Origin of the sequence: Pseudomonas sp., from assembly GCF_030698175.1 — a bacterium.
Lineage (GTDB): Bacteria > Pseudomonadota > Gammaproteobacteria > Pseudomonadales > Pseudomonadaceae > Aquipseudomonas.
Genome location: NZ_JAUYNT010000021.1, coordinates 48,957 through 69,443, shown reverse-complemented (window position 1 = coordinate 69,443; position 20,487 = coordinate 48,957). Strand labels below are relative to the sequence as shown.

18 protein-coding genes and 1 pseudogene are annotated in these 20,487 nt (G+C 61.1%); 6 read left to right on the top strand and 13 right to left on the bottom strand.

What is annotated here, in order from left to right; all coding sequences use genetic code 11:
* Positions 1–130: 130 nt before the first annotated feature.
* Positions 131–1,609, bottom strand: coding sequence for an OprD family porin (locus tag Q8R10_RS11155; RefSeq protein WP_305653766.1), 1,479 nt, complete (start codon positions 1,607–1,609; stop codon positions 131–133).
* A gap of 223 nt (positions 1,610–1,832) precedes the next feature.
* Entirely contained in the window at positions 1,833–3,686 is a 1,854-nt protein-coding gene (locus Q8R10_RS11150; RefSeq protein ID WP_305653765.1) for an amidohydrolase, read from the bottom strand.
* Between the two features lie 210 nt (positions 3,687–3,896).
* Here Q8R10_RS11150 and Q8R10_RS11145 point away from each other — a divergent pair, with 210 nt between their 5' ends.
* Complete coding sequence (locus Q8R10_RS11145; protein ID WP_371133325.1) at positions 3,897–4,130, top strand: hypothetical protein; 234 nt, start codon at positions 3,897–3,899, stop codon at positions 4,128–4,130.
* Here Q8R10_RS11145 and Q8R10_RS11140 read toward each other — a convergent pair.
* The 5 genes and pseudogenes from Q8R10_RS11140 to Q8R10_RS11120 all read right to left on the bottom strand — a co-directional run bounded on the left by Q8R10_RS11140 (position 4,117) and on the right by Q8R10_RS11120 (position 9,396).
* Entirely contained in the window at positions 4,117–5,457 is a 1,341-nt protein-coding gene (locus Q8R10_RS11140) for a hemolysin family protein (protein ID WP_305653763.1), read from the bottom strand. The genes Q8R10_RS11145 and Q8R10_RS11140 overlap by 14 nt on opposite strands.
* 144 nt (positions 5,458–5,601) lie before the next feature.
* Positions 5,602–6,934 (bottom strand): annotated as a pseudogene (gene phoR / locus Q8R10_RS11135) (phosphate regulon sensor histidine kinase PhoR).
* A 138-nt stretch (positions 6,935–7,072) separates the two neighbouring features.
* Entirely contained in the window at positions 7,073–7,762 is a 690-nt protein-coding gene (gene phoB, locus Q8R10_RS11130) for a phosphate regulon transcriptional regulator PhoB (protein WP_305653759.1), read from the bottom strand.
* Positions 7,763–7,898: 136 nt separating this feature from the next.
* Positions 7,899–8,789, bottom strand: a complete 891-nt coding sequence (ubiA, locus tag Q8R10_RS11125; RefSeq protein ID WP_305653757.1) for a 4-hydroxybenzoate octaprenyltransferase — start codon at positions 8,787–8,789, stop codon at positions 7,899–7,901.
* Positions 8,790–8,820: 31 nt separating this feature from the next.
* A complete protein-coding gene (locus Q8R10_RS11120; protein ID WP_305653755.1) occupies positions 8,821–9,396 on the bottom strand; it encodes a chorismate lyase in 576 nt (191 codons plus the stop codon).
* A 183-nt stretch (positions 9,397–9,579) separates the two neighbouring features.
* On the opposite strand from Q8R10_RS11120, the gene Q8R10_RS11115 reads away from it, so the two are divergent.
* From Q8R10_RS11115 to Q8R10_RS11095, 5 genes are all read left to right on the top strand, one after another.
* Complete coding sequence (locus Q8R10_RS11115) at positions 9,580–9,747, top strand: rubredoxin (protein ID WP_305653753.1); 168 nt, start codon at positions 9,580–9,582, stop codon at positions 9,745–9,747.
* Positions 9,748–9,862: 115 nt separating this feature from the next.
* Complete coding sequence (locus Q8R10_RS11110) at positions 9,863–11,011, top strand: NAD(P)/FAD-dependent oxidoreductase (RefSeq protein ID WP_305653751.1); 1,149 nt, start codon at positions 9,863–9,865, stop codon at positions 11,009–11,011.
* Between the two features lie 190 nt (positions 11,012–11,201).
* The gene (locus Q8R10_RS11105; RefSeq protein WP_305653749.1) at positions 11,202–11,474 is read left to right on the top strand and encodes an HU family DNA-binding protein; all 273 of its coding nucleotides are present in this window, start codon (positions 11,202–11,204) and stop codon (positions 11,472–11,474) included.
* Positions 11,475–11,588: 114 nt separating this feature from the next.
* Positions 11,589–11,981, top strand: a complete 393-nt coding sequence (locus tag Q8R10_RS11100; RefSeq protein ID WP_305653747.1) for an SCP2 sterol-binding domain-containing protein — start codon at positions 11,589–11,591, stop codon at positions 11,979–11,981.
* Between the two features lie 100 nt (positions 11,982–12,081).
* Positions 12,082–12,816: a hypothetical protein gene (locus tag Q8R10_RS11095; RefSeq protein ID WP_305653746.1), complete on the top strand. Its 735-nt coding sequence runs from the start codon at positions 12,082–12,084 to the stop codon at positions 12,814–12,816.
* 228 nt (positions 12,817–13,044) lie between these two features.
* Here Q8R10_RS11095 and Q8R10_RS11090 read toward each other — a convergent pair whose 3' ends face one another.
* From Q8R10_RS11090 to exbD, 6 genes are all read right to left on the bottom strand, one after another.
* Positions 13,045–14,454 (bottom strand): aminoacyl-tRNA deacylase and HDOD domain-containing protein, encoded by a 1,410-nt coding sequence (locus Q8R10_RS11090; protein ID WP_305653745.1) that lies wholly within the window; start codon positions 14,452–14,454, stop codon positions 13,045–13,047.
* Between the two features lie 113 nt (positions 14,455–14,567).
* Positions 14,568–16,643 carry an ATP-dependent DNA helicase RecG gene (recG, locus tag Q8R10_RS11085; RefSeq protein ID WP_305653744.1) on the bottom strand — a complete coding sequence of 692 codons (2,076 nt, stop codon included), beginning with the start codon at positions 16,641–16,643 and terminating at the stop codon, positions 14,568–14,570.
* Positions 16,640–17,563 (bottom strand): hydrogen peroxide-inducible genes activator, encoded by a 924-nt coding sequence (locus tag Q8R10_RS11080; RefSeq protein ID WP_305653742.1) that lies wholly within the window; start codon positions 17,561–17,563, stop codon positions 16,640–16,642. The genes recG and Q8R10_RS11080 overlap by 4 nt, the downstream gene beginning before the upstream one ends.
* Before the next feature lie 238 nt (positions 17,564–17,801).
* Entirely contained in the window at positions 17,802–18,311 is a 510-nt protein-coding gene (locus Q8R10_RS11075; protein WP_305653740.1) for a hypothetical protein, read from the bottom strand.
* Between the two features lie 1,028 nt (positions 18,312–19,339).
* Positions 19,340–20,062 carry an energy transducer TonB gene (locus tag Q8R10_RS11070; protein ID WP_305653738.1) on the bottom strand — a complete coding sequence of 241 codons (723 nt, stop codon included), beginning with the start codon at positions 20,060–20,062 and terminating at the stop codon, positions 19,340–19,342.
* A complete protein-coding gene (exbD, locus tag Q8R10_RS11065; protein WP_305653736.1) occupies positions 20,059–20,484 on the bottom strand; it encodes a TonB system transport protein ExbD in 426 nt (141 codons plus the stop codon). Before exbD ends, Q8R10_RS11070 begins: the two co-directional genes overlap by 4 nt.
* Positions 20,485–20,487: the final 3 nt, after the last annotated feature.

The following is a 20,487-nucleotide window of genomic DNA, read 5'->3' as shown; positions in this document are numbered from 1 at the left end:
CGAAAGGGTAAATGCCAGCGGACCTACCCTTTCGATCAGCCTTATTCGACGCTACCGGCCGGCATCGCCACTTGGACCTATGGGGTCGCGTAACCCATCGGACACTCTCGATGGGTTACGCCGCGCTGAACTACAGAATATCCAGCGGGTATTCGGTGATTAAACGCACTTCTTCGTTGTCAGCACCGGCGTTGACGTTGGCGTCGCTGTTACCGCGATAGGTGGCTTGGCGCAGCTTGAACGACAGCCCCTTGGCGGTACCGTCCTGCACGACGTAAGCCACTTGAATATCGCGTTCCCACTCGTCGCCGTTTTGCACCGCGTTTTCCCAGCCATAGGCGCCCGTCGCGTCGGCGCCAGTGCCATCGCCATCTTTACCGGTGACATAACGGGTCATAAAGCTCAGGCCCGGAACCCCAAAACTGCTGGCATCCAGGTCATATTGCAGCTTGTAGGATTTCTCCCCCGGCGCGTTGAAGTCACACCATTGCGAGGAGTTGGCCAGCCAGATCGAGCCGCCACCGTTGTAGGCGCTCAACGGGTTGGCACCGTTAGCCGCGTTATCCGCGCCACTGAAGCCGCTGATGCCCAGGTAGTCGAATGGCGTGTCGCCGTTAATCCGCTGATGGGCAAAGGTGAAGGTGTGCGCCCCGGTGGTCAGCGCCAGCGCCCCGCTGAATGAGTCGTTGTTGATCTCGCCAGCGCGCGAATCGCCTGCGTCATCGGTCTTGTAGTAGTTGATGCTGGTCAGCAGTGAGGTGTCTTCGCCTAGCGTCCAGTGGTGGTACAGGTCGGCGTAGTACTGGTGCCACACATCTTCAAAATTGGCCGCGTGCAGGCCACCCGACAAATTTTCACTGAACGTGTAGTCGCCACCGATATAGTCGGCGCGATCAACCCGGGTATAGCCGTAGGTGGTACCCAGGTTACCGCTGCGGTTGGTGCTGTTTTCGCTGTTGCCCGAGGTAAAGTGACCACCCTGCAGCGCCAGATCCTTGATCTCATTGCTGCTGAACATCAGGCCGTTGGTGTGTGCGGGCATCAAGTAGCCGTCCCAGGTGCTAAACACCGGGCTCTGCGGATTCAGATCGCCGGCTTTCAACACCGTCTCGGAAATGCGCATTTTCACCGCGCCGCCGACCATGCCGTAGGCGTCTTGGCCTTGGCAGCTGACCGTTTGACCCAAGGCATCTTCGGCGCAGTGGCTGCCATTGGTTGGCAGGAGGGTGCTGCCACCGGTGCCGCCGCCGCTATTAAGACGCGCTGCGCCATTGGCAAAGGCGTCGACGCCAAAGCCAACCGTGCCTTGGGTATAACCCGAGGTGTAGGTGAGCATTTCCGCCTGCGCCCACTCATTGCGATAGTTCTGGCTTTGCGGGTCGGTGTTTCTGAAGTTCTTGTAGAAGGCCATGTTGCGGCTCAGCAAGGTCAGGTCGCTGTCTTCAATAAAACCACCGGCTTGGGCCTGACTGGAGCCGCTCATGCCTTGTGCAAGCAGCTCAGGACCGATGTCTTTGGAGTCGTCATTAGCCACTTCTGCGGCATAAGCCAACTGGCTTGTTGCGGCCGTGATGGCCAAGGCCAGAATGCTCCATTTGTTTACTTTCATGATGCTTACCCCTTTGAATTTTATAGTTATTTTTCCAGCTTTTGGAGTGTGTACAGCTCATTGACGTGGCCCCCGGCTTTGCCCGGACGGCGAACATGTGGCGTTCGCCATCACCTATTTGGCTGGGTTTGATCGCGCTTGCCGCGCGGGTAGAAGCCAGCACGCTCCGGCCGGCGGTTGTGCCGTCTGGGAGCCACTGCTACCCAGGCGGCGTGGTGCACGGTTACTTGGCTGCTGTGGCCAGCGGTGCCGGGGCAAGGTTGCTGAACTGATCTTTGGCAAATACCACCTGGCCGCCAACCACGGTCATCAGCACTTGGTTACGCGCCAGCTCGTCTTCTGGAACCGTCATGAAGTTTTTGTTCAGGACGATCAGGTCGGCGATTTTGTTCACCTCGATCGAACCCAGCTGAGCATCCAGACGCAGTTGCTCGGCAGAGTTCATGGTGATGGAGCGCAACACCGCTGCACGCGACATGCCTGGGTCGCTGTTGATCTTGCCGGCCAAGTCAGGGCCATAGCTGTGCGGGTTGGTTGGGTCGCCGGAGCGGGTGACGCCAATCTTCAGCGCGAGCATTTCATCCAGTGGGTCAACCGGCCAATCGCTGCCGTAAGCTACCCGGCCACCGGCATTGGTAATGCTGCCGGACGGCTCCATGCGCGCGAACCGGTCAGGGCCGAGTTCATTATTGGTGCCATCCACCGAGAAGGGCGCTTGCTGAGCCCACTGATGGGACATGGTGGCGGTGGTATCCAGCTGCTTGAAGCGCGCATAGTCTGCCGTGGCCACGGTTTCCGCATGGGCGATGGCTGGGCGGAAGGCATTACCCGGCAGCTGCTTGCGAGCGTATTCGATGCCATCCAGTGACTCACGTACCGCGCGTTCACCGGTGGCATGCAGGTGCGGATCGAAGCCGGCTTTCACCACCTCCACCAGCAGTGGGTCGAGCACCTTGGCCGGGAAGTACAACTCACCCAGGTTGCTGCCAGGCAGCCATTTCGGCGCAGCCTCGCTGCCGGCATTTTTCAGATAGGGCGTAAGCAAGGCACCGGTGTCCGCTGGGGCGTTGATGATGCCATCCATAAACAGTTTGACGTGGCGCATGCTCACGCCGGGCGCCACCTTCAGCTCACCCTGGTCATAGGTATTGGCCAGCGCGCGCGCAGCGGCAACGGTCTTGACCGGGTCTTTGGCGGCCTCGGCCGGGTCGAGTTTGATTGACAATAGGGGCCGCGCGGTCAGCTCGCCAGACTGCTGCAAACTGGTAAAAGCCTTGCCATTTTCCGGGCTGGACAGCGCATCAAAGAAACTGGTGATGCCTTGCTGGCGCATAGCATCCAGGGCCAGGCGAGTCTGCGTGAGCTTTTCCGCATCCGTCACGGGGGGCACCACAGTGGCAATGGCTTCAGCGGCACTGTCTTCAGCAATACCGGTCGGGTTACCGGCGCTATCGCGGGCAAATTTACCGCCGACCGGATCCGCTGTGGCTTTGCTGATGCCCGCCACTTGCAGGCCGCGCGAGTTGGTCAGCACGGTATGGAAATCGGTGGAGCGCACCTGAATCGGCCGCTTGGTGTTCAGCGCATCGAGAATCGATTTATCCGGGTCGGCGTCAAGGCTGGCCATACCAATCCGGTCCCAACTGCCGACCTCCAGCCAGGCATTCGGTTCTTTATCTTTGCTGGCATCCAGGCACGCCTGAATCGAGCTCTGGAGTTTCGCCCGGGTCATTTTTTCATAATTCAGGTTGCACAACTGCAAAGCGCGGCCGCCGTCGCCGGGGTGCATATGGGCATCGACAAAGCCTGGCATCAGCATGCGCCCGGCTAGGTCCACCAGCTTGGTCTGCTCACCGACATAGGCCTTGGCGCCCTCATCGCTGCCGACATAAACGATCTTGCCGCCGGTCACCGCGATTGCCTGCTGCACCGAGTTTTTCCCATCGACGGTATAAACGTAACCGTTGCGCATCACCATATCGGCCGCCGGCGCACTGGTTGTCTGACAGCCCACCAGGCCAATGGCCGACAGCGTAGTGGTCGCGGTAACCGCGATAAAAAATTTGGATAGTTTCAATTGCTCACCTCAGTTGGAAGGTCCGTCGCGCAGTCGCACTACCGATGTGCAGCCGCTGGATATGCCGACCCACCATAGCCGGCGCAGCCGCTTCGGGGACCTCTACAAATGAGGAGGGTAAATGGACAATTTGAGGGTGCTGAGCGTATCCACGAGGACAACTGGCCGTCTTGGCGCAGGGCCGAGGGCAAGCTTGTTGGCGCGTTGTTGATGGGGCCGGTAGCCGTGCGCCGGCCTGAGCGCGAGAGTGCAACGGTGTGGCTGACTCTGCAGGGGGGGCGCAAAGTGAGTGCGCAACGGTTGGGCCGCTGGCCGGAGACGGTCAAGGTGCTCCGGCGCAATCTGTATCACCCGCTGGGGGGCGCCACCCATGCCGAGCTGTTCGCGCTGTTTCTGCAACAGAGCGGCGAGCCCGATGCGGCGGCTCGGCTCAATCCAGCTTAAGCACCTTGGCCAGCACTATCTTCGGGCCGCGCATTTTTTTGATGACGATGCGCAGGCCTTCGACTTCCAGCACTTCTTCCTCATCGGGCATGCGCTTGAGGCTTTCGTAGATCAGCCCGGCGAGGGTTTCGGCCTCCAGGTGATCGAGGTCGACGCCGAGCAGACGTTCGATCTTGAACAGCGGGGTGTCGCCGCGTACCAGCAGTTTGCCCGGCTGGTAGGTGAGGATGCCGCGTTCGGTCTTGCGGTGTTCGTCCTGAATATCGCCGACCAAGACTTCCAGCACGTCTTCCATGGTCAGGTAGCCAATCACCTTGCCGTCGGCTTCTTCGACCAACGCGAAGTGCACGGCGCCCTGGCGAAAGCGCTCCAGCAACTGACTCAGCGGCAGGTGTTTGGAGACGCGCTCCAGCGGACGCAGCAGTTCGCTGAGGTTGAAGGTCTCCGGCATGCTTTCCAGCGCGGCCAGGGCCAGCAACAGGTCTTTGATGTGCAGCAGGCCGATGAACTCGTCTTTGCTGGCGTCGTGCACCGGGTAGCGGCTGTATTTGTAGCGGCGGATCAGGGTAAGGATTTCACTCAGCGAAGCATCGTGGTCGAGGATGACCAGGTCTTCACGGGAGTTGGCCCAGTCGACCACTTCCAGTTCGCCCAGCTCCACCGCCGACGCCAGTACGCGCATGCCTTGGTCGCTGGGGTCTTGGGCGCGGCTGGAGTGCAAAATCAGTTTGAGTTCGTCGCGGCTGTAGTGGTGGTCGTGGTGCGGGCCGGGCTCGCCTTGGCCGGCGATGCGCAAAATGCTGTTGGCGCTGGCGTTAAGCAGGTAAATCGCCGGGTACATGGCCCAGTAGAACAGGTACAGCGGCGCGGCCGTCCATAGCGACAGCAGCTCGGGCTGGCGGATCGCCCAGGACTTAGGCGCCAGCTCGCCGACGACTATGTGCAGATAGGAAATGATGAAGAAGGCGCAGAAGAAGGCGATGCCATGCACCAGGGCCGGCGAGTCGATACCGGCGTATTCCAGCAGCGGCGTCAGCAAGTGGGCGAAGGCCGGCTCGCCGACCCAGCCGAGCCCCAAGGAGGCGAGGGTGATGCCCAATTGGCAGGCCGACAGGTAGGCGTCTAACTGGCTGTGCACGGTGCGCAGAATGTGTCCGCGCCAGCCATTGGCCTGGGCAATGGCTTCGACTTTGGTGGCGCGCAGCTTGACCATGGCGAACTCGGCGGCAACAAAAAAGCCGTTAAGCAAGACCAGCAGCAAGGCGAAAAAGATAAGACCAAAGTCGGCGAAGTAGGAGATGGCGGTGTAACTCGGGGAAGGGTCCATAAAGGTGATTCGATAGTTCCGGGTTATAGAGTGTAGGGAAGACCTTCGGGGAAGGCTGCCATTTATAGCGGTGGTTCGATAGTTCCAGGCAAGTGAGGGCGGCACAGCGCTGGCGGCCAGATGACTAGCCTAGCCGTTGAGGCGCTAATTGCCCAGCACTGAGGGGGCGCGGTGCTCAGCGGCTGACGATTTGCTGGGGGGCGAAGTGGCAGGTAAAGGTGCTGCCTTTGCCGACTACGCTGCTGATTTCCAGGCGGGCGCGGTGGCGCATCAGTACGTGTTTGACGATTGCCAGCCCCAGGCCGGTGCCGCCGGTGCTGGCGTTGCGGCTGGAGTCAACCCGATAGAAGCGCTCGGTCAGGCGCGGCAGATGCTTGGCTTCAATGCCCAGCCCGCTGTCTTGCACGCTCAGGTGCGCACCGGCGGCGTCGCTCCACCAGCGGATCTGAATACTGCCCTCGTCGGGGGTGTACTTGACCGCGTTAAACACCAGGTTAGAAAAGGCGCTGCGCAACTCGGCCTCGCTGCCTTTGAGCTGCAGCGTGGCATCGGCGTCCAGGCTGATGCGGTGCTGGCGGGTGCTGGACAGGGCCTGGGCATCGGCTTGGATCGACAGCAAGAGTAAATCTACCGAGACCGGCTGGTTGTCGGCCGGGTAATCGGTGGCTTCCAGTTTGGCCAGCATCAGCAGGTCGTTAAGCAGTGTCTGCATGCGCCGGTCTTGCTGTTGCATCTGTTGCAGGGCACGGCGCCAGCGCGGATTCACTTCCTCGACGTTATCGAGCAGGGTTTCCAGATAGCCGGCAATCACCGTCAGCGGCGTGCGCAGTTCGTGGGAGACGTTGGCGATAAAGTCTTTACGCATCTGCTCCAGCTGATGCACGCGGGTGACGTCGCGCACCAGCATCAGGTGGTCGTCGTTGCCATAGCGGGTGATCTGAAAATTCACCCGCAGGCGATCATTGATCGGCGACGGCAGCTCCAGCGGTTCGTTGTATTTGCCTTGCTCGAAATACTCTTTAAAGCGCGGATGGCGCACCAGATTGCCAATCGACTGGCCGCTGTCTTGCGGGCTTTTCAGGCCCAGCAGGGTTTCCGCCGCGAGGTTCCACCACTCCAAGTTACCGTCGCGGTCGAGCATGATCACCGCGTCTTTAAGTGCCGCGGTAGATTCCTGAAAGCGATCAATTACCGCCTGCAAACGGCCACGGGCCCGTTGGTCGCGGCGTTGCAGATGGTAGATATTGTCGAAGATTTCGCCCCACAGACCGTAACCATCCGGCGGTGATTCATCGGCCTGATGTTGCTTGAGCCAGGCGTGCAGGCGTTGCAGTTGATTGAGGTTCCAGCCCAGGTACAGGCTCAGGCCGAGCACCAGCGCCCAGGCGTAGTAGCCGCTGAGGAAACCGATCAGCAGGCAGACGCTGACGAGCAATAACAGACGGCGAATAACAGCGCCGCGCCAGTTGTAATTCACGTGTTGGGGATGTCCATGGCAGGCGTACTGATACGAATAGAACGCAGATTAGACACTGATTATGACTGCTTGCGGGTTTTGTGCCGAGCCTGTGGTTAAACCAACAGGCTGGTGCAGGTGACAATCTTGAGCGAGTCGTTAGCTTTTTGTCGAGAATCTATAGCCGGTGCCGCGCACGGTTTGCACCAGGTTTTCGTACACCTCGCCGAGGGCTTTGCGCAGCCGGCGGATGTGTACGTCGACGGTGCGTTCCTCAACATAGACGTTGCCGCCCCAGACCTGATCGAGCAGCTGGCCACGGGTGTAGGCGCGTTCTTGGTGGGTCATAAAAAATTGCAGCAGGCGGTATTCGGTCGGGCCGATCTCGGCGGGCTTGCCGTCGATGGTGACGCGATGGCTGATCGGGTCGAGCAGCAGGCCGCCGATTTCGATTGGGGTTTCGTTGTCGCTGACGCCGGCACGGCGCAGCACGGCTTTTAAGCGCGCAACCAACTCACGGGGTGAGAAGGGTTTGGTGATGTAATCGTCGGCGCCGACTTCCAGGCCCTGGATCTTGTTGTCTTCTTCGCCTTTGGCGGTGAGCATGATGATCGGGATATTCACCGTCATTTCTTCGCGCTTAAGCCGTCGAGCCAGCTCAATGCCGGAGGTGCCGGGCAGCATCCAGTCGAGCAAAATCAGGTCGGGTTGATGGTCGACAATAATGGCGTGAGCCTGCTGCGCGTTTTCTGCTTCCAGGCAGTTGTAACCGGCCATCTCCAGCGCCACCGCGATCATTTCGCGAATCGGCGCTTCGTCATCAACGATCAGAATGTTCTTGCCAGCCATGGATCAAACCTCGGGTCATTCGCTGTCTTAGCTCGCATTAGATAACGAAATTATTGCAGTGATGTTACATGTAGCTGCAGTCGTAAGGTGGGGAGTGGGCGTGGGAAGTGGTAAGTGGGGAGTAGGGAGTGGGGAGTCAACGCAACCCGTAGTCGGCGACTATGCCGAGGAAGATCGCCAACCCAGCCCAGTGGTTGTGCAAAAACGCCGCGAAGCAGGCCTGCGGGTCCCGTGAACGGGTGCTCCACAGTTGCCAGGCAAAGCAACCGGCGGCCACGGCCAGGCCCAGGTGGTAGTAGGCGCCTAGCTCGAAGCGCGCGCCGGCCAACAGCAGACACAGCAGCGCCAAGCCTTGCAGGCCGCCGATGATTAAGCGGTCGGCGTCGCCAAACAGAATGGCGGTGGATTTGACCCCGACCTTGAGGTCGTCGTCGCGGTCGACCATCGCGTAGTAAGTGTCGTAGGCCACCGTCCACAGCAAATTGGCCAGGTACAGCAACCAGAGTGTGGCCGGTAATTCGCCGGTTTGCGCGGTAAAGGCCATGGGTATGCCCCAGGAGAACGCCGCCCCCAAGACCACCTGGGGGTAGTAGGTGTAGCGCTTCATAAAGGGGTAGCAGGCGGCCAGCGCTACTGCGCCGAACGACAGCCAAACAGTGCTGCTGTTGGTGCACAACACCAAGGCAAAGCTGACGGCCAGCAGCACGCCGAACAACACTAAGGCCTCGCGCGGTTGCACTTTGCCACTGGCCAGCGGCCGGGCCTCGGTGCGCTTAACGTGGCCATCGAAGTTGCGGTCGGCGTAGTCGTTGATCACGCAACCGGCGCTGCGCATCAAGATCACCCCGAACACGAAGATCAGCAGATTGGCCACGCTCGGCACGCCCTTGGCGGCGATCCACAGCGCCCAGAGGGTCGGCCACAGTAGCAGGTAAATGCCGATGGGCTTGTCCAGGCGCATCAGCTGGATAAAGTCCCAGGCGCGCGGGTGCAGGCGATTGAGGTTTTTCAGTAGGCGTTGGTACATCGACAGGCTCCGGGCAAACTGCGCGAATTCTCTATGGGTTCAGGGTGGCGCGGCCCGCCACATGCTGCCAGAGGCTGGGCAGAAACACTTCTACCACCAACAGCGCCAGGGCACCCCGGCTGAAGCCTGAGCGGCGGGCCCAGAGTTGCTCGCTGCGCACCGCGCTGGGCAACCAGGCGGCGGGGTAGTGACAGGCTTGCAGCGGGCCGCGCACAAAGGCCTGATCGCTGAACAGCAACTCGCCCAGGGAGCGATTGCCCAGGTGCGCCAAGTCCAGCCCGGAGCCTTCCAGCGCACTGCGGGCCGCGACGCTGCGGGCAAATACCCAGGGCTGACCATGGCCGCGCAAATACACCTCGCGCACCCAACCCTGGCTGCCTTCGGGCACCTTGAGGGCCAGGCACTCATCGCTGCGCAGTGCTTGCCAGCCTTCCAGCAAGGGCAGCACGCTAAATTGTTCGTCAGCCAATTCGGTCAGGCGGCGGGTCAGCGAGCCTTGATCGAACAGCCAGTCGCACTGCTGGGCACTGGGCGGTGCGGGCAGTTGGCTGGCGCTGAGCCAATGGGCTGTTGCGGGATTGGCTGCAGACGGCGTGGCAGTAGGCATTGGTGGTAACTGGCAGGCGAATAATGGGCCCAGCTTAACACGCCCGGCGAGTCGGCCTGGCCCCCCGGCCAAAGGTTGGGCGGATCGCTGGCACTTGCTTCTGAGCGTGCCAGTCAGTACAAAGCGGCCTGAGTCGTGTCTAATAATTGTCCGACAATTTTAAGTGTGCTGAGGTTGCAGTAAATGAAGAAGTGGCAATGTGTGGTCTGTGGACTGATCTATGACGAGTCGATGGGCTGGCCGGACGACGGCATTGTTGCCGGTACCCGCTGGGAAGACGTGCCCGCGGATTGGCTGTGCCCAGACTGCGGCGTCGGCAAGTTGGATTTCGAGATGATCGAAATCAACTAATAAACAGCTGCTGGTAGGTCGCGATGGGCTGCTGATTAAGCGGCTGGCGAGCAGGCTAGCGCAGTGAGTTAAATGGCGGCCGAGTGGCCGCCTTATTTTTATTTGTGGAGTTTTTATGAGCGCACCCGTGGTGATAATTGGCACCGGCCTGGCCGGTTACAACCTGGCCAAGGAGTTTCGCAAGCTGGATGCGCAAACGCCGCTGCTGCTGATTACCGCCGATGACGGCCGCTCATACTCCAAGCCGATGCTGTCCACCGGATTTGGCAAAAACAAGGATGCCGACGGCCTGAGCATGGCCGAGGTCGGTGCCATGGCCGAGCAGCTGAATGCCGAGATTCGCACCCATACGCGCATCAGCGGCATAGATCCGGGCCATCGGCAGTTGTGGATTGGCGACGAAGCGGTGGCCTATCGCGACCTGATTCTGGCCTGGGGCGCCGAGGTGATCCGCGTGCCGGTGGCGGGCGATGCGCAAGACGCGGTGTTCCCGATCAATGACCTGGAAGACTACGCACGCTTTCGCGCTGCCGCCGCCGGTAAGAAGCGCGTGCTGCTGCTCGGCGCCGGCTTGATCGGTTGCGAGTTTGCCAACGACCTCAGCCTCGGTGGCTACAGCGTTGAGCTGGTGGCGCCGTGCGAACAGGTGATGCCTGGCTTGCTCCATCCGGCCGCCGCCGCTGCGGTACAGGCGGGGCTGGAAAGCCTCGGCGCACGCTTTCACCTCGGCCCGGTGCTGACCAGCTTGCAGCACAGCGACGACGGCTTGCAGGCGCATCTGTCGGATGGCACTCAAGTCGCCTGCGACCTGGTGCTGTCGGCCATCGGCTTGCGCCCACGGATCGACTTGGCAGCGGCGGCGGGCCTCGCGGTTAATCGCGGGGTGGTGGTGGATCGGCAGTTGCAGACCTCCCACGCCAACATCTTCGCCCTGGGCGATTGCGCCGAGGTCGACGGCCTCAACCTGCTCTATGTCATGCCACTGATGGCCTGCGCCCGCGCTCTGGCGCAAACCCTGGCGGGCAAGCCGACGGCCGTCAGTTACGGGCCGATGCCGGTGACGGTAAAAACCCCGGTGTGCCCCTTGGTGGTCTCGCCGCCACCGCGCGGTGTGGCCGGCGAATGGACGGTGGCGGGCAGCGGCCAAGACATCAAGGCGCTGTGCCGCGACGCCGAAGGGCGCCTGCTCGGTTATGCGTTAACCGGTACTGCCGTGCAGGAAAAACTGGCGCTCAACCGCGAGCTGCCAGCACTGTTGGCGTAAATGCCGGGCCTTTTGTCGGTTTAGCGGTGTCTATGCCGCGCTGAAGTGTCGGACAAGACTGGCGCCAGTGACAGACGCATGCCATTCTCCCGGGGTCTGCCGCAACGTAGAGCTGCTGCGGCGCCTTGGTCGCGGTTCGGGAAGAACCGCACGGACACAACAACAATAAACCGTCTACAAAGAGGCTTTTATGCGTAAACCTGAACTCGCCGCCGCCATCGCAGAACAGGCTGATCTGACCAAAGATCAAGCTGCTCGCGTGCTCAACTCCATACTCGACGAAATCTCCACTGCACTGGGCCGTAAAGACAGTGTCACCCTGGTTGGTTTCGGCACTTTCGTGCAGCGCCATCGCGGTGCACGCACGGGTAAAAACCCGCAAACCGGCGAGCCGGTAACCATCAAAGCCAGCAACACCGTGGCCTTTAAGCCGGGTAAAGCGCTGAAAGACTCAGTTAACTGAGTGCTTGTCCGGGGCCGGCAGGCCCCGGACAACCCAACTTTAGGCTGACCGCCTCTCGAGCAAAAACGCTACAATGCGCCGCCGTTTCACTCCCCTTTGCTCGAGGCTGCGCCGATGAAATTTCGTTTCCTGCTGTGGATGCTGGGTCGCCTGATGACCAAGGCCAGCCACAAAAATACCGTTTTCCAGCAGCAACTGGTTGACCGCGACATGCAGTTTCAACTGCACACCCTCGACGGCAAGGTTGCTCGCCACTTCATCGTCAAAGACCAGCGCATCACCAGCCACAGCGGACCGGCCAAAGAGCCGGCCTTTGCCCTGGGGTTTAAAGATGCCGCCTATGGTTACGCCACCATGACCGCCAAGAACAAGCAGCTGGCCTTTATGCAGGGCATCCAGAACAAAGAGATCCAGATCCAGGGCAACCCAGCGCTGGTGATGTGGTTTCAGGGCCTGATGAAGTACCTGATGCCGAAGAAGAAAAGCAGCGCGAAAAAAGCCGCATAACCGAGCGCAGTAGTTTTCACGCGGTCTGTTCAGCTGAGCCCGCTGGTCGGGCGTAGGCTGATTGACTAGGCTGCAAAGAGTCACCTTGGACATGCCCCCCATGCGTTTTTTAATTGCTCTGCCGTTATTGCTGGCCGCCACTTTGGCGTGGGCGCAAACGCCGTCGCCACAAGCCTTTAACAAGGTGTTTGAGTTGGCCGGTATCGGCCTGTTGTGCGAGCAAACCGCGCCGCTGCTGCTGCGTGGTTTGCCCGATGCACAACAGGCGGCGCTGGCCAAGGTCTTTGCAGCCGAGACGCTGTGCCTGGACTTAGCCAAGCAACTGGCCCCGCAGTTCAGCGTCAAGCACTTACAGCAAGCCCAAGCGCTGCTGGAAAGCCCGCTGGCGCAGCACTTCACGGCGGCGGAACGAGCGGTGGGGGCGAACGAAGCAGAGCTGGCCAGCTACCGCGAGCAACTCAGCAGTCGCCCGCCGCGGGCCGATCGTCTGGCCCTGGTGCAGCGCTTGGACAGCGCCGCGCAAACCACCGCATTAGCCGCTTTGCTGCGATATGAGGTGGGCAAGACCCAAGCCTTGCTGGCGCTTAAGGCCCAAGGCGGCAGCATCGATGAAGCCACCCTCAGCAGCAAAACCACCGCGCAACGGGACGCCCTGCGCGAGTCCAGCCAGCAAGGCGTGCAGTCATTTATGTTGTTCGCCTACCGGCAGACGCCCAGCGCGCAACTGGCCGAATACGCCGCACTCTATGAACAAGAGCCGGTTAAAGCCTTGCTGAAGGCCAGCGTACAGGCCTTGCCCAAGGTCTTTGCCGCCCGCCGGGCTGCGCTCAAATAGGGCTATGTAGCAGTTACCTATTGCACGCAGCTTTTGTAGGGTGGGTTAGTGGCGCAGAGCAGGGTCAGAACATCAACTGCGCAATGTGTGCGCCACGTAACCCACCAAGCGGTGATCGGCCTGCCCCATCTGGTGGGTTACGGCGCAACTGAACTAAGCATCAGCAGATAACCCGAGGTCATGCGCCTAACCCACCCTACGTTTGTGCGCGGTTCGGTCAGCCGACAATTAATGATGCGGATGAAACTGCGAAGCCAGTTCGCGCAGCGCCACTTCGGCGTCGAGCACCTTGTGCAAGGCTTCTTCGGCCTTGTCGCGCGTCAGGCCCAAACGGGCAAATAAGTCTTCCGAAATTTCCGCCTGGGGCCCCGAGCCGATGCCATGGCTGCGCAGCAGGCTGACGGCCAGGCAGACCAGATTAGCGTAGGGCGCATGCTGGCCTTGGTAGTCCGGGTCGTGCTGAAAGCGCAGGGCGGTGGACAGCTCCTCCGGCATTTCCCAAAAGCGCATCAACCAGGCGCCGATCTGCTCACGGGTGATGCCCAGCAGGTGCTGCTCGATATAGCTGTGGGACAGGTGCGGATTAACCTCCTGATGCCGACAGATCAGGGAGAAATGCGGCGGGAACACATGGGCCAGCACCAGGTAGCCGAAGTTATGCAGCAGTCCGGCCAGGTAGGTCAGCCCGGCTTCCGGCCGTTGCCCACGGGGCATGGCGCGGGTCAGGCCTTCAATCACTGCAGCGGTGTAAATCGCCTGTTGCCAGTAAGGGGTGGAATGTTGCGCTTGGTCTTTGGGCAGGCTCAGGGTCTTGCCCAGGGCCAGGCCCAGCGCCAAGTTAATCACCAGATCGAAGCCCAGCACCCGGACTATGGCGTCTTCCACTGAGCGAATTTTGCCCGGCGCCGCGTAGTAGGGCGAGGCAGCCCAGCTGACCACTTGCGCGGCCAGCGCCGGGTCGGTTTCGACCACGCCGGTGATGTCATCGACGGTGGCGTCCGGGTCAACCCGCAGCTTGATGATGCGTTGCGCGGTTTCCGGCAGCGGTGGAATCTCGATGGTTTCTTCCAGGCGCTGCTGAATGCGCCGGGCGGTGAAGGCTTGCACCGCTTGGCTGATTTCCGCGCGGTCATCGTCGGGGCGATTAAGGTTCGGCTGAATCTGGCTCAGTAGCTCGCCAAAGCGCGCGGTGCTGGCTTTGCTCAGCAGGCCGCGAAAGGCTTCGCTGGGGATCGCCAGCAGCACGCCGGGCTGGCCGGACTCGATCAGCAGCGTCGACTCTTGCAGCAAGCGTTCTTCATACAGGCAGGGCGAGCTGGTCAGCGCCGGCAGGCCCGGCAGTTGCGCCAGCTTATGCTTGCCGAGCATGCGCTCCAGGCGCTCGGGCTTGACCGCGATTAGCTTGCGTCCGGTCAGTTCGGCCAGCCGGCTGAGGTCGAGCAGTTGGCTCTGCGGGTAGAGCACCAGCAGCGCGCCCAGCTCATCTTCCAGCAGCACCGCTTGCACCCGTTGCGCTGGTGCCAAGCCCGGTTGTTCGAGGCAAACTTGGTAAGGCAGCGCGAGTTTTTCCAGCAGCTGCACGATGATGGTGGGTGGCTGCAGGTTGTCGGTTGCAACGATGGCGGCGACTTGAGTCATATTTTGGTCCTGCTAAGGGGCTGCTCAGGCGCGCTGAAAACGACGGCGCACAGGTTATACGGCCTGTTCTACTTGCAGTATAACCAGCACTGGCGAGGTTGGCGGATTGATCGTCAGACCTGACCGTATTGCTGGCCGTGGCGCAACCAGCGCTCCAGCAATGGGCTGACATGTTGCGGCCAGTCGGCCAGCAAGTGTTGCGCGGCGTCGCGCACCGCCGGCAACAGGTCGGCGTCGCGCAGCAGGTCGGCCACTTTAAATTGCAGCAAGCCGGTCTGGCGGGTGCCGAGCATCTCGCCGGGGCCGCGCAGCTCCAGGTCTTTCTCGGCGATGATAAAACCGTCGTTGGTCTCGCGCATGATGCCCAAGCGTTGCCGACCGAGTTGCGACAGCGGTGGGTGATAGAGCAGCAGGCAGTGACTGGCGGCGCTGCCCCGACCCACCCGGCCGCGCAATTGGTGCAGTTGCGAGAGGCCGAGGCGCTCGGGATTTTCGATAATCATCAGGCTGGCATTCGGCACGTCGACGCCCACTTCGATCACGGTGGTAGCCACCAGCAATTGCAGCTGACCCTGTTTGAACTGCGCCATCACCGCGGCTTTTTCCGCCGCCTTCATGCGCCCGTGAATCAGCCCCACATGCAGGCCGCCGAGGGCCGCCGATAGGTCCTCATAGGCGGATTCCGCCGCCTGGCAGGTCAGCTCTTCCGACTCCTCAATCAGGGTGCAGACCCAGTAGGCCTGGCGCCCTTCGTGACAGGCCGAGCGCACCCGCTCGATGACCTCGATGCGCCGGCTATCGGCAATCAGCAGGGTATTCACCGGCGTGCGCCCCGGCGGCAGTTCGTCGAGGATCGAGGTGTCGAGGTCGGCGTAAGCGCTCATCGCCAGGGTCCGTGGAATAGGCGTGGCGGTCATGATCAGCTGATGCGGACACAAGCGGCCCTCGACGCCCTTCTTGCGCAGGGCCAGCCGCTGTTGCACGCCGAAACGATGCTGCTCGTCGATGATCACCAGCGCTAACTTGGCAAACTGCACTTCCTCCTGAAACAGCGCATGGGTGCCCACCACCATGGGCGTGCCGCCGGCAATTTGTGCCAGGGCGCTGGTGCGGGCCTTGCCCTTGAGCTTGCCGGCCAGCCACGCCACCTCGATGCCCAGTGGCGCAAGCCAGCGCTGGAAGCTGATGAAATGCTGCTCGGCGAGAATCTCAGTCGGCGCCATCAGCGCCACCTGATAACCACTCTCCAGCGCCTGCAAGGCGGCCAGGGCGGCGACCACGGTTTTACCGGCGCCGACATCACCCTGCAGCAAACGCAGCATCGGCTCGGACTGGCTCAGGTCGTAGGCGATTTCCGCGCCGACCCGCTGCTGTGCGCCGGTCGGCGGGAAGCCCAAATTGGCCAAAAACTGCCTGGTCAATTGCTGGCTCTTGGGCAGCGGCGGCGCGTGTTGCGCCCGCAGGCTTTCGCGCAGGCGCTGCATCGACAATTGATGGGTCAGTAACTCCTCGAACGCCAGCCGATGCTGGGCCCAATGGCGGCCCTCGGCCAGTTCCTCTTGGTCTGCATCCGGTGGTGGCCGGTGCAGGTAACGCAAGGCCTGGTCGAGGGGACTTAGTTGATATTCGCGGGCGATTGCCGCCGGCAACCAGTCGGGCAAGCTGTGCGGGCCCAGACGCGCCAGTGCCTGTTCGCTGAGCTGGCGCAGGCGTTGCTGGGTCAGGCCTTCGGTGCTCGGGTAAATCGGCGTGAGGGTCTGTTCCAGCGCCGCCGGCTCGTTGTCGGTCAGGGCGCGGTATTCCGGGTGATAGATTTCCAGCCCCGAGGCACCGGGTCGCGCCTCGCCGTAGCAGCGCAGATGGGTGCCACGCTTGAGGGCGTCTTTTTGCGCCGTACTAAAATGATAGAAACGCAGGCTCAGGGTGCCCGTGCCATCGCTCAGGCGCACCAGCAAACTGCGCCGCCGACCCATCAGCACATCGGCGCCGGCCACCACGCCTTCGACCACCGCATCTTGCCCCGGCCGCAGCGCGCCAATCGGCACGCAGCGGGTGCGATCCTGATAGCGCAGCGGCAGGTGAAAGAGAATGTCCTGCAGGGTTTCCAGCCCGACCCGCGCCAGCTTCTCGGCCAGCGCCGCGCCGACGCCTTTCAGCTCGGTGACCGGGATGTGCGACAGTGTCGTCATGCCGGGGCGCCGCTGCCTTGCGGGCGCGCCACCGAACACAGGCGGATCGAGTCGGCCAGCACATCAATCGCCTGCGGGCGCGGGAAGCTGGCACGCCAGGCAATCGCGATGCTGCGATACGGCACCGGCGGACTTAGCGGCCGCACCGCGATGATGCCCGGCGCGTAGTGATGGCTGTCCACCGCCGAGAATGGCAGCACCGAGATGCCCAGACCCGAGGCGACCATATGGCGGATGGTTTCCAGCGAGCTGGATTCCACCGTAGTGTGCAGCTCGTCGCCCTTGCGCACCGTCGGGCAGGCCTCCAGCACCTGATCGCGAAAGCAATGGCCCTCGCCCAGCAGCAGCAGGCTCTTGTCGTTGAGCAGGGCGCTGTCGATGCTGGTCTTCGCCGTCCAGGGGTGATCGGCCGGCATCAACACATAGAAAGGCTCGTCATACAGGGTCTTGGTCAGCACATCGGCTTCGAGAAACGGCAGCGCGATGATGATCGCATCCAGCTCGCCATTGCGCAGCTTGTCGCGCAGCACATGGGTGAAGTTCTCTTCGATATACAACGGCATCTGCGGCGCGACCTGGTGCAACTGCGGGATCAAATGCGGGAACAGATAAGGCCCCACGGTATAGATGGCGCCCACCCGTAGCGGCGCCACCAGCTGGTTCTTGCCCACCTGTGCCAACTCGCGAATACCCTGGGCCTGCTCCAGCACCTTCTGCGCCTGCACCACTATGCCTTCACCCACCGGCGTCAGGCGCACCGCGCTCTTGCTGCGCTCAAAAATCATCACCCCAAGCTCATCTTCGAGCTTCTTCACCCCCACCGACAGGGTCGGCTGGCTGACATGGCAACGCTCAGCCGCCCGGCCAAAGTGCCGCTCTTGGGCAAGGGTAACGATGTAACGCAGCTCGGTGAGGGTCATAGTCATATTCCATTAAGATGCGAGCTAGCATAGCTTCTGCAATCTAATGAGCCAACTAGAGAGGTGGGGGATGGCGTGGGTGAGGCCTGAGCAGAAACGTCAGAGCGAACAGCGGTGTGGTTTTTTTACCCGTCCTATATGACTGATTGCCGACCGCGCAGCGCAGGGTGCGGCATAAGCAACAGATAAAGAAAACCCGCGCTTTTGGCACGGGTCTCTTTTCTTGCAGTCCGGTCGCTTAGTTAATGCGAACCAACTGGTTACGAATAGATTCTGGAACTTGGTCGAATGCCACGATTTGCAGACCGGATGCTGTACCTGCAGCGGCAGCGGCAGCAACCGGAGGTAGAGTGGCTTGTGCAGTTTCAGGCAGTCGGTACATAGCGCCCGTGGCAGGGTCGACTGCCAGCATGCCGATCAGGCCACCAAAGACGATGTTGCCCCAATACCATCCGTTCACGCTGGTATTGAGCTCCACTTTTTGATCGTCGAATCCATCTTTGTGAAAAGCGATGGAGTAAGTTTCCCCTTTGAAATAGCCGGCGCCCGATTTCAGCGTCACGGTAGCGGGGGTGGTGCCAGTGTGGATGGTCTGGCCTGCACGGTTTTGTACCGTGAAGCTGGCACCTTCCGGGGCGCTGCTAAAATTGACTGGGTATTCAGAGTCGCTAACGATGGAAGCACAACCACTCAGAGTGAAGGCCGCGATGCTGGCCAAGAGGGTTTTGCCGAGTTTTAGAGTACGCATGGATAACGCTTCCTTGATTTAATTCTGTGTTTTCCCAGCTCCGCTTCATGCGGAGCGCGGCGATCATATGACGCTCGTCGCAAATTGCAACATCAAAACGACATCACGGCTCGTAGTCTGGGTTGAGCGCAGTCCGATAGGGCAGGTGAAACCCGGGTAATTCACCGCACCGTACATTAGCTATTAGGATGGGCTGTTGGCCTGCGGAGCTGAGTTTCCCCGCCGCACTTTCATCGACTTTATTTACTGGCTTCGCCCCTCGGCGAGTTACTTTCTCTTGATTCGCTTCGCTCACCCTTCGGGCCAGCCTGCGGCTGTTACTTCGCTGCGCTACGTTGGCTCGCGCAAAAGAGAAAGTAACCAAAGAGAAAGTGCGTCCGACATCCGGGTTTCGCTGCGCTCAACTCCCCTCGCTCCGGCGCCGCTCCGAGGGTCGGCAAGACGGGCCATCCTTGGCCCAACATGCCTCGTTTGGCATCCTGCCAAACGCCCCTCTACGCAACACCTGCACTCGGCCTCCTGACGGGGGTATTTGGACCGAGTTATTGCACTGATTTTTGATTGCTTTTGATTTTTAAAATCAACAGCCAGTCAGTTGTTATGTCGAGTAAAACCATTCGCGCCCGGACAGTCGCCCCTTTTCAGAAGGCCGAACGTAATTGTTGCGTAGTGGGTTGAGCGGCAGGATGCCGCGAGAGCTGTGTTGGGCCATGGATGGCCCGTCGCAGCGGGCCCATGGAGCAATGATTACGTGAGGAAACGGAGCGCAGCGGAGTAACAGCCGCAGGCTGGCCCGAAGGGTGAGCGAAGCGAATCTAGTCGAGCGCAGCGAGACCCGGATGGCAGGGGCAAGCCCTCTTGGTTACTTCTGGGGCGACTGCCAGAAGTGACTCGCCGTAAGGGCGCAACGCAGCGAAGCGGAGTAACAGCCGTAGGCTGGCCCGAAGGGCGAGCGTAGCGAGTCAACCGATTAAACAGGCAATACACCTGCGGCGTTCGGTTGCGAAACCCAAGGGCAACGCCTTGCTTTACCTGCGCTCCAACGCATAAATAAACGGCGCGACTATTTCCAACTGACCGTTATTCAGCAGTTCCGCTGGTGGCGCCGGAACCGGGCTGGCGCGGCGGATCATGGCGAGGGTGGCGCGATCCAGCGCGGCGTTGCCGGAGCTTTTTGCCAGTTCGACGCTGAGCACGCCGCCAGCGCGGTCGAGGTTGAAGCGCACTTGGCTGGTGCCTTCGATGCCGCGGCGGCGGGCTTCGTCGGGGTAGCGTTTGTGGCGGGCCAGGTGGCTGAGTAGCTGGCTTTGCCAGGTGGCTTTGGCCGCTAGCGTGGCGCTGCTGGTGCTCGGTTGCTGGGCTACCGGCGCGGCAGCCGGGGCCGTGGTGGCAGTTGGCGTGGCCTGTTCGACCGGCTTGGCCGCAGGTGTTGGCGGGGTTGGCGCGGGTTTAACCTGTTTCACCACAGGTTTTGGCTTGGGCTTGGGTTTAGGTTTTTCCAGTACCAGCTTGGGTTTTGGGGCTACCACTACCTCGGGTTCTGGCGTTGGTTGCTGAATAACGGCAGGCGCCGGCGGCGGTGCGACGGCGGGCTGCGGCGGTAGCTCGATTAAAATAGCCGCCGGCGGCAATTCGACCGCCACGGCTTTAACTTGCCAGTTCAGCGCCAAAATCCCGAGACCAATATGCACACCCAGTACCAGCAGCAGGCTGATGGTTAGGCGCGGCAGGTGAGTGGCGCTGCGACTCATGGTTGGCCGACCGCCTCAAGGCCGACCAGGCCGATTTTCAAATAACCGGCGCCGCGCAAGGCATTCATCACCTCCATCAGTTCTTCGTAGGCGACGTTTTTGTCGGCGCGAAAGAAGATGGTGGTGTCTTTATTGGCCTGGGTTTGTTGGTCCAGGGCCTGACCGAGTTGTTCGCGGGCGGTTAGTTGCTCGCCGATAAACAGGCTGTGGTCGTCTTTGACCGTCAGGTACAGCGGCTTGTCCGGGCGCGGCTGCGGGGTGGCGCTGGCGGCGGGCAAATCGACTTTGATGTCGACGGTGGCCAGGGGCGCGGCCACCATAAAGATGATTAATAGCACCAACATCACGTCGATAAAGGGCGTGACGTTGATCTCGTGGTTTTCTTGAAGGTCGTCGCCGCCTTCGCTTAGGTGCAGGGCCATGGA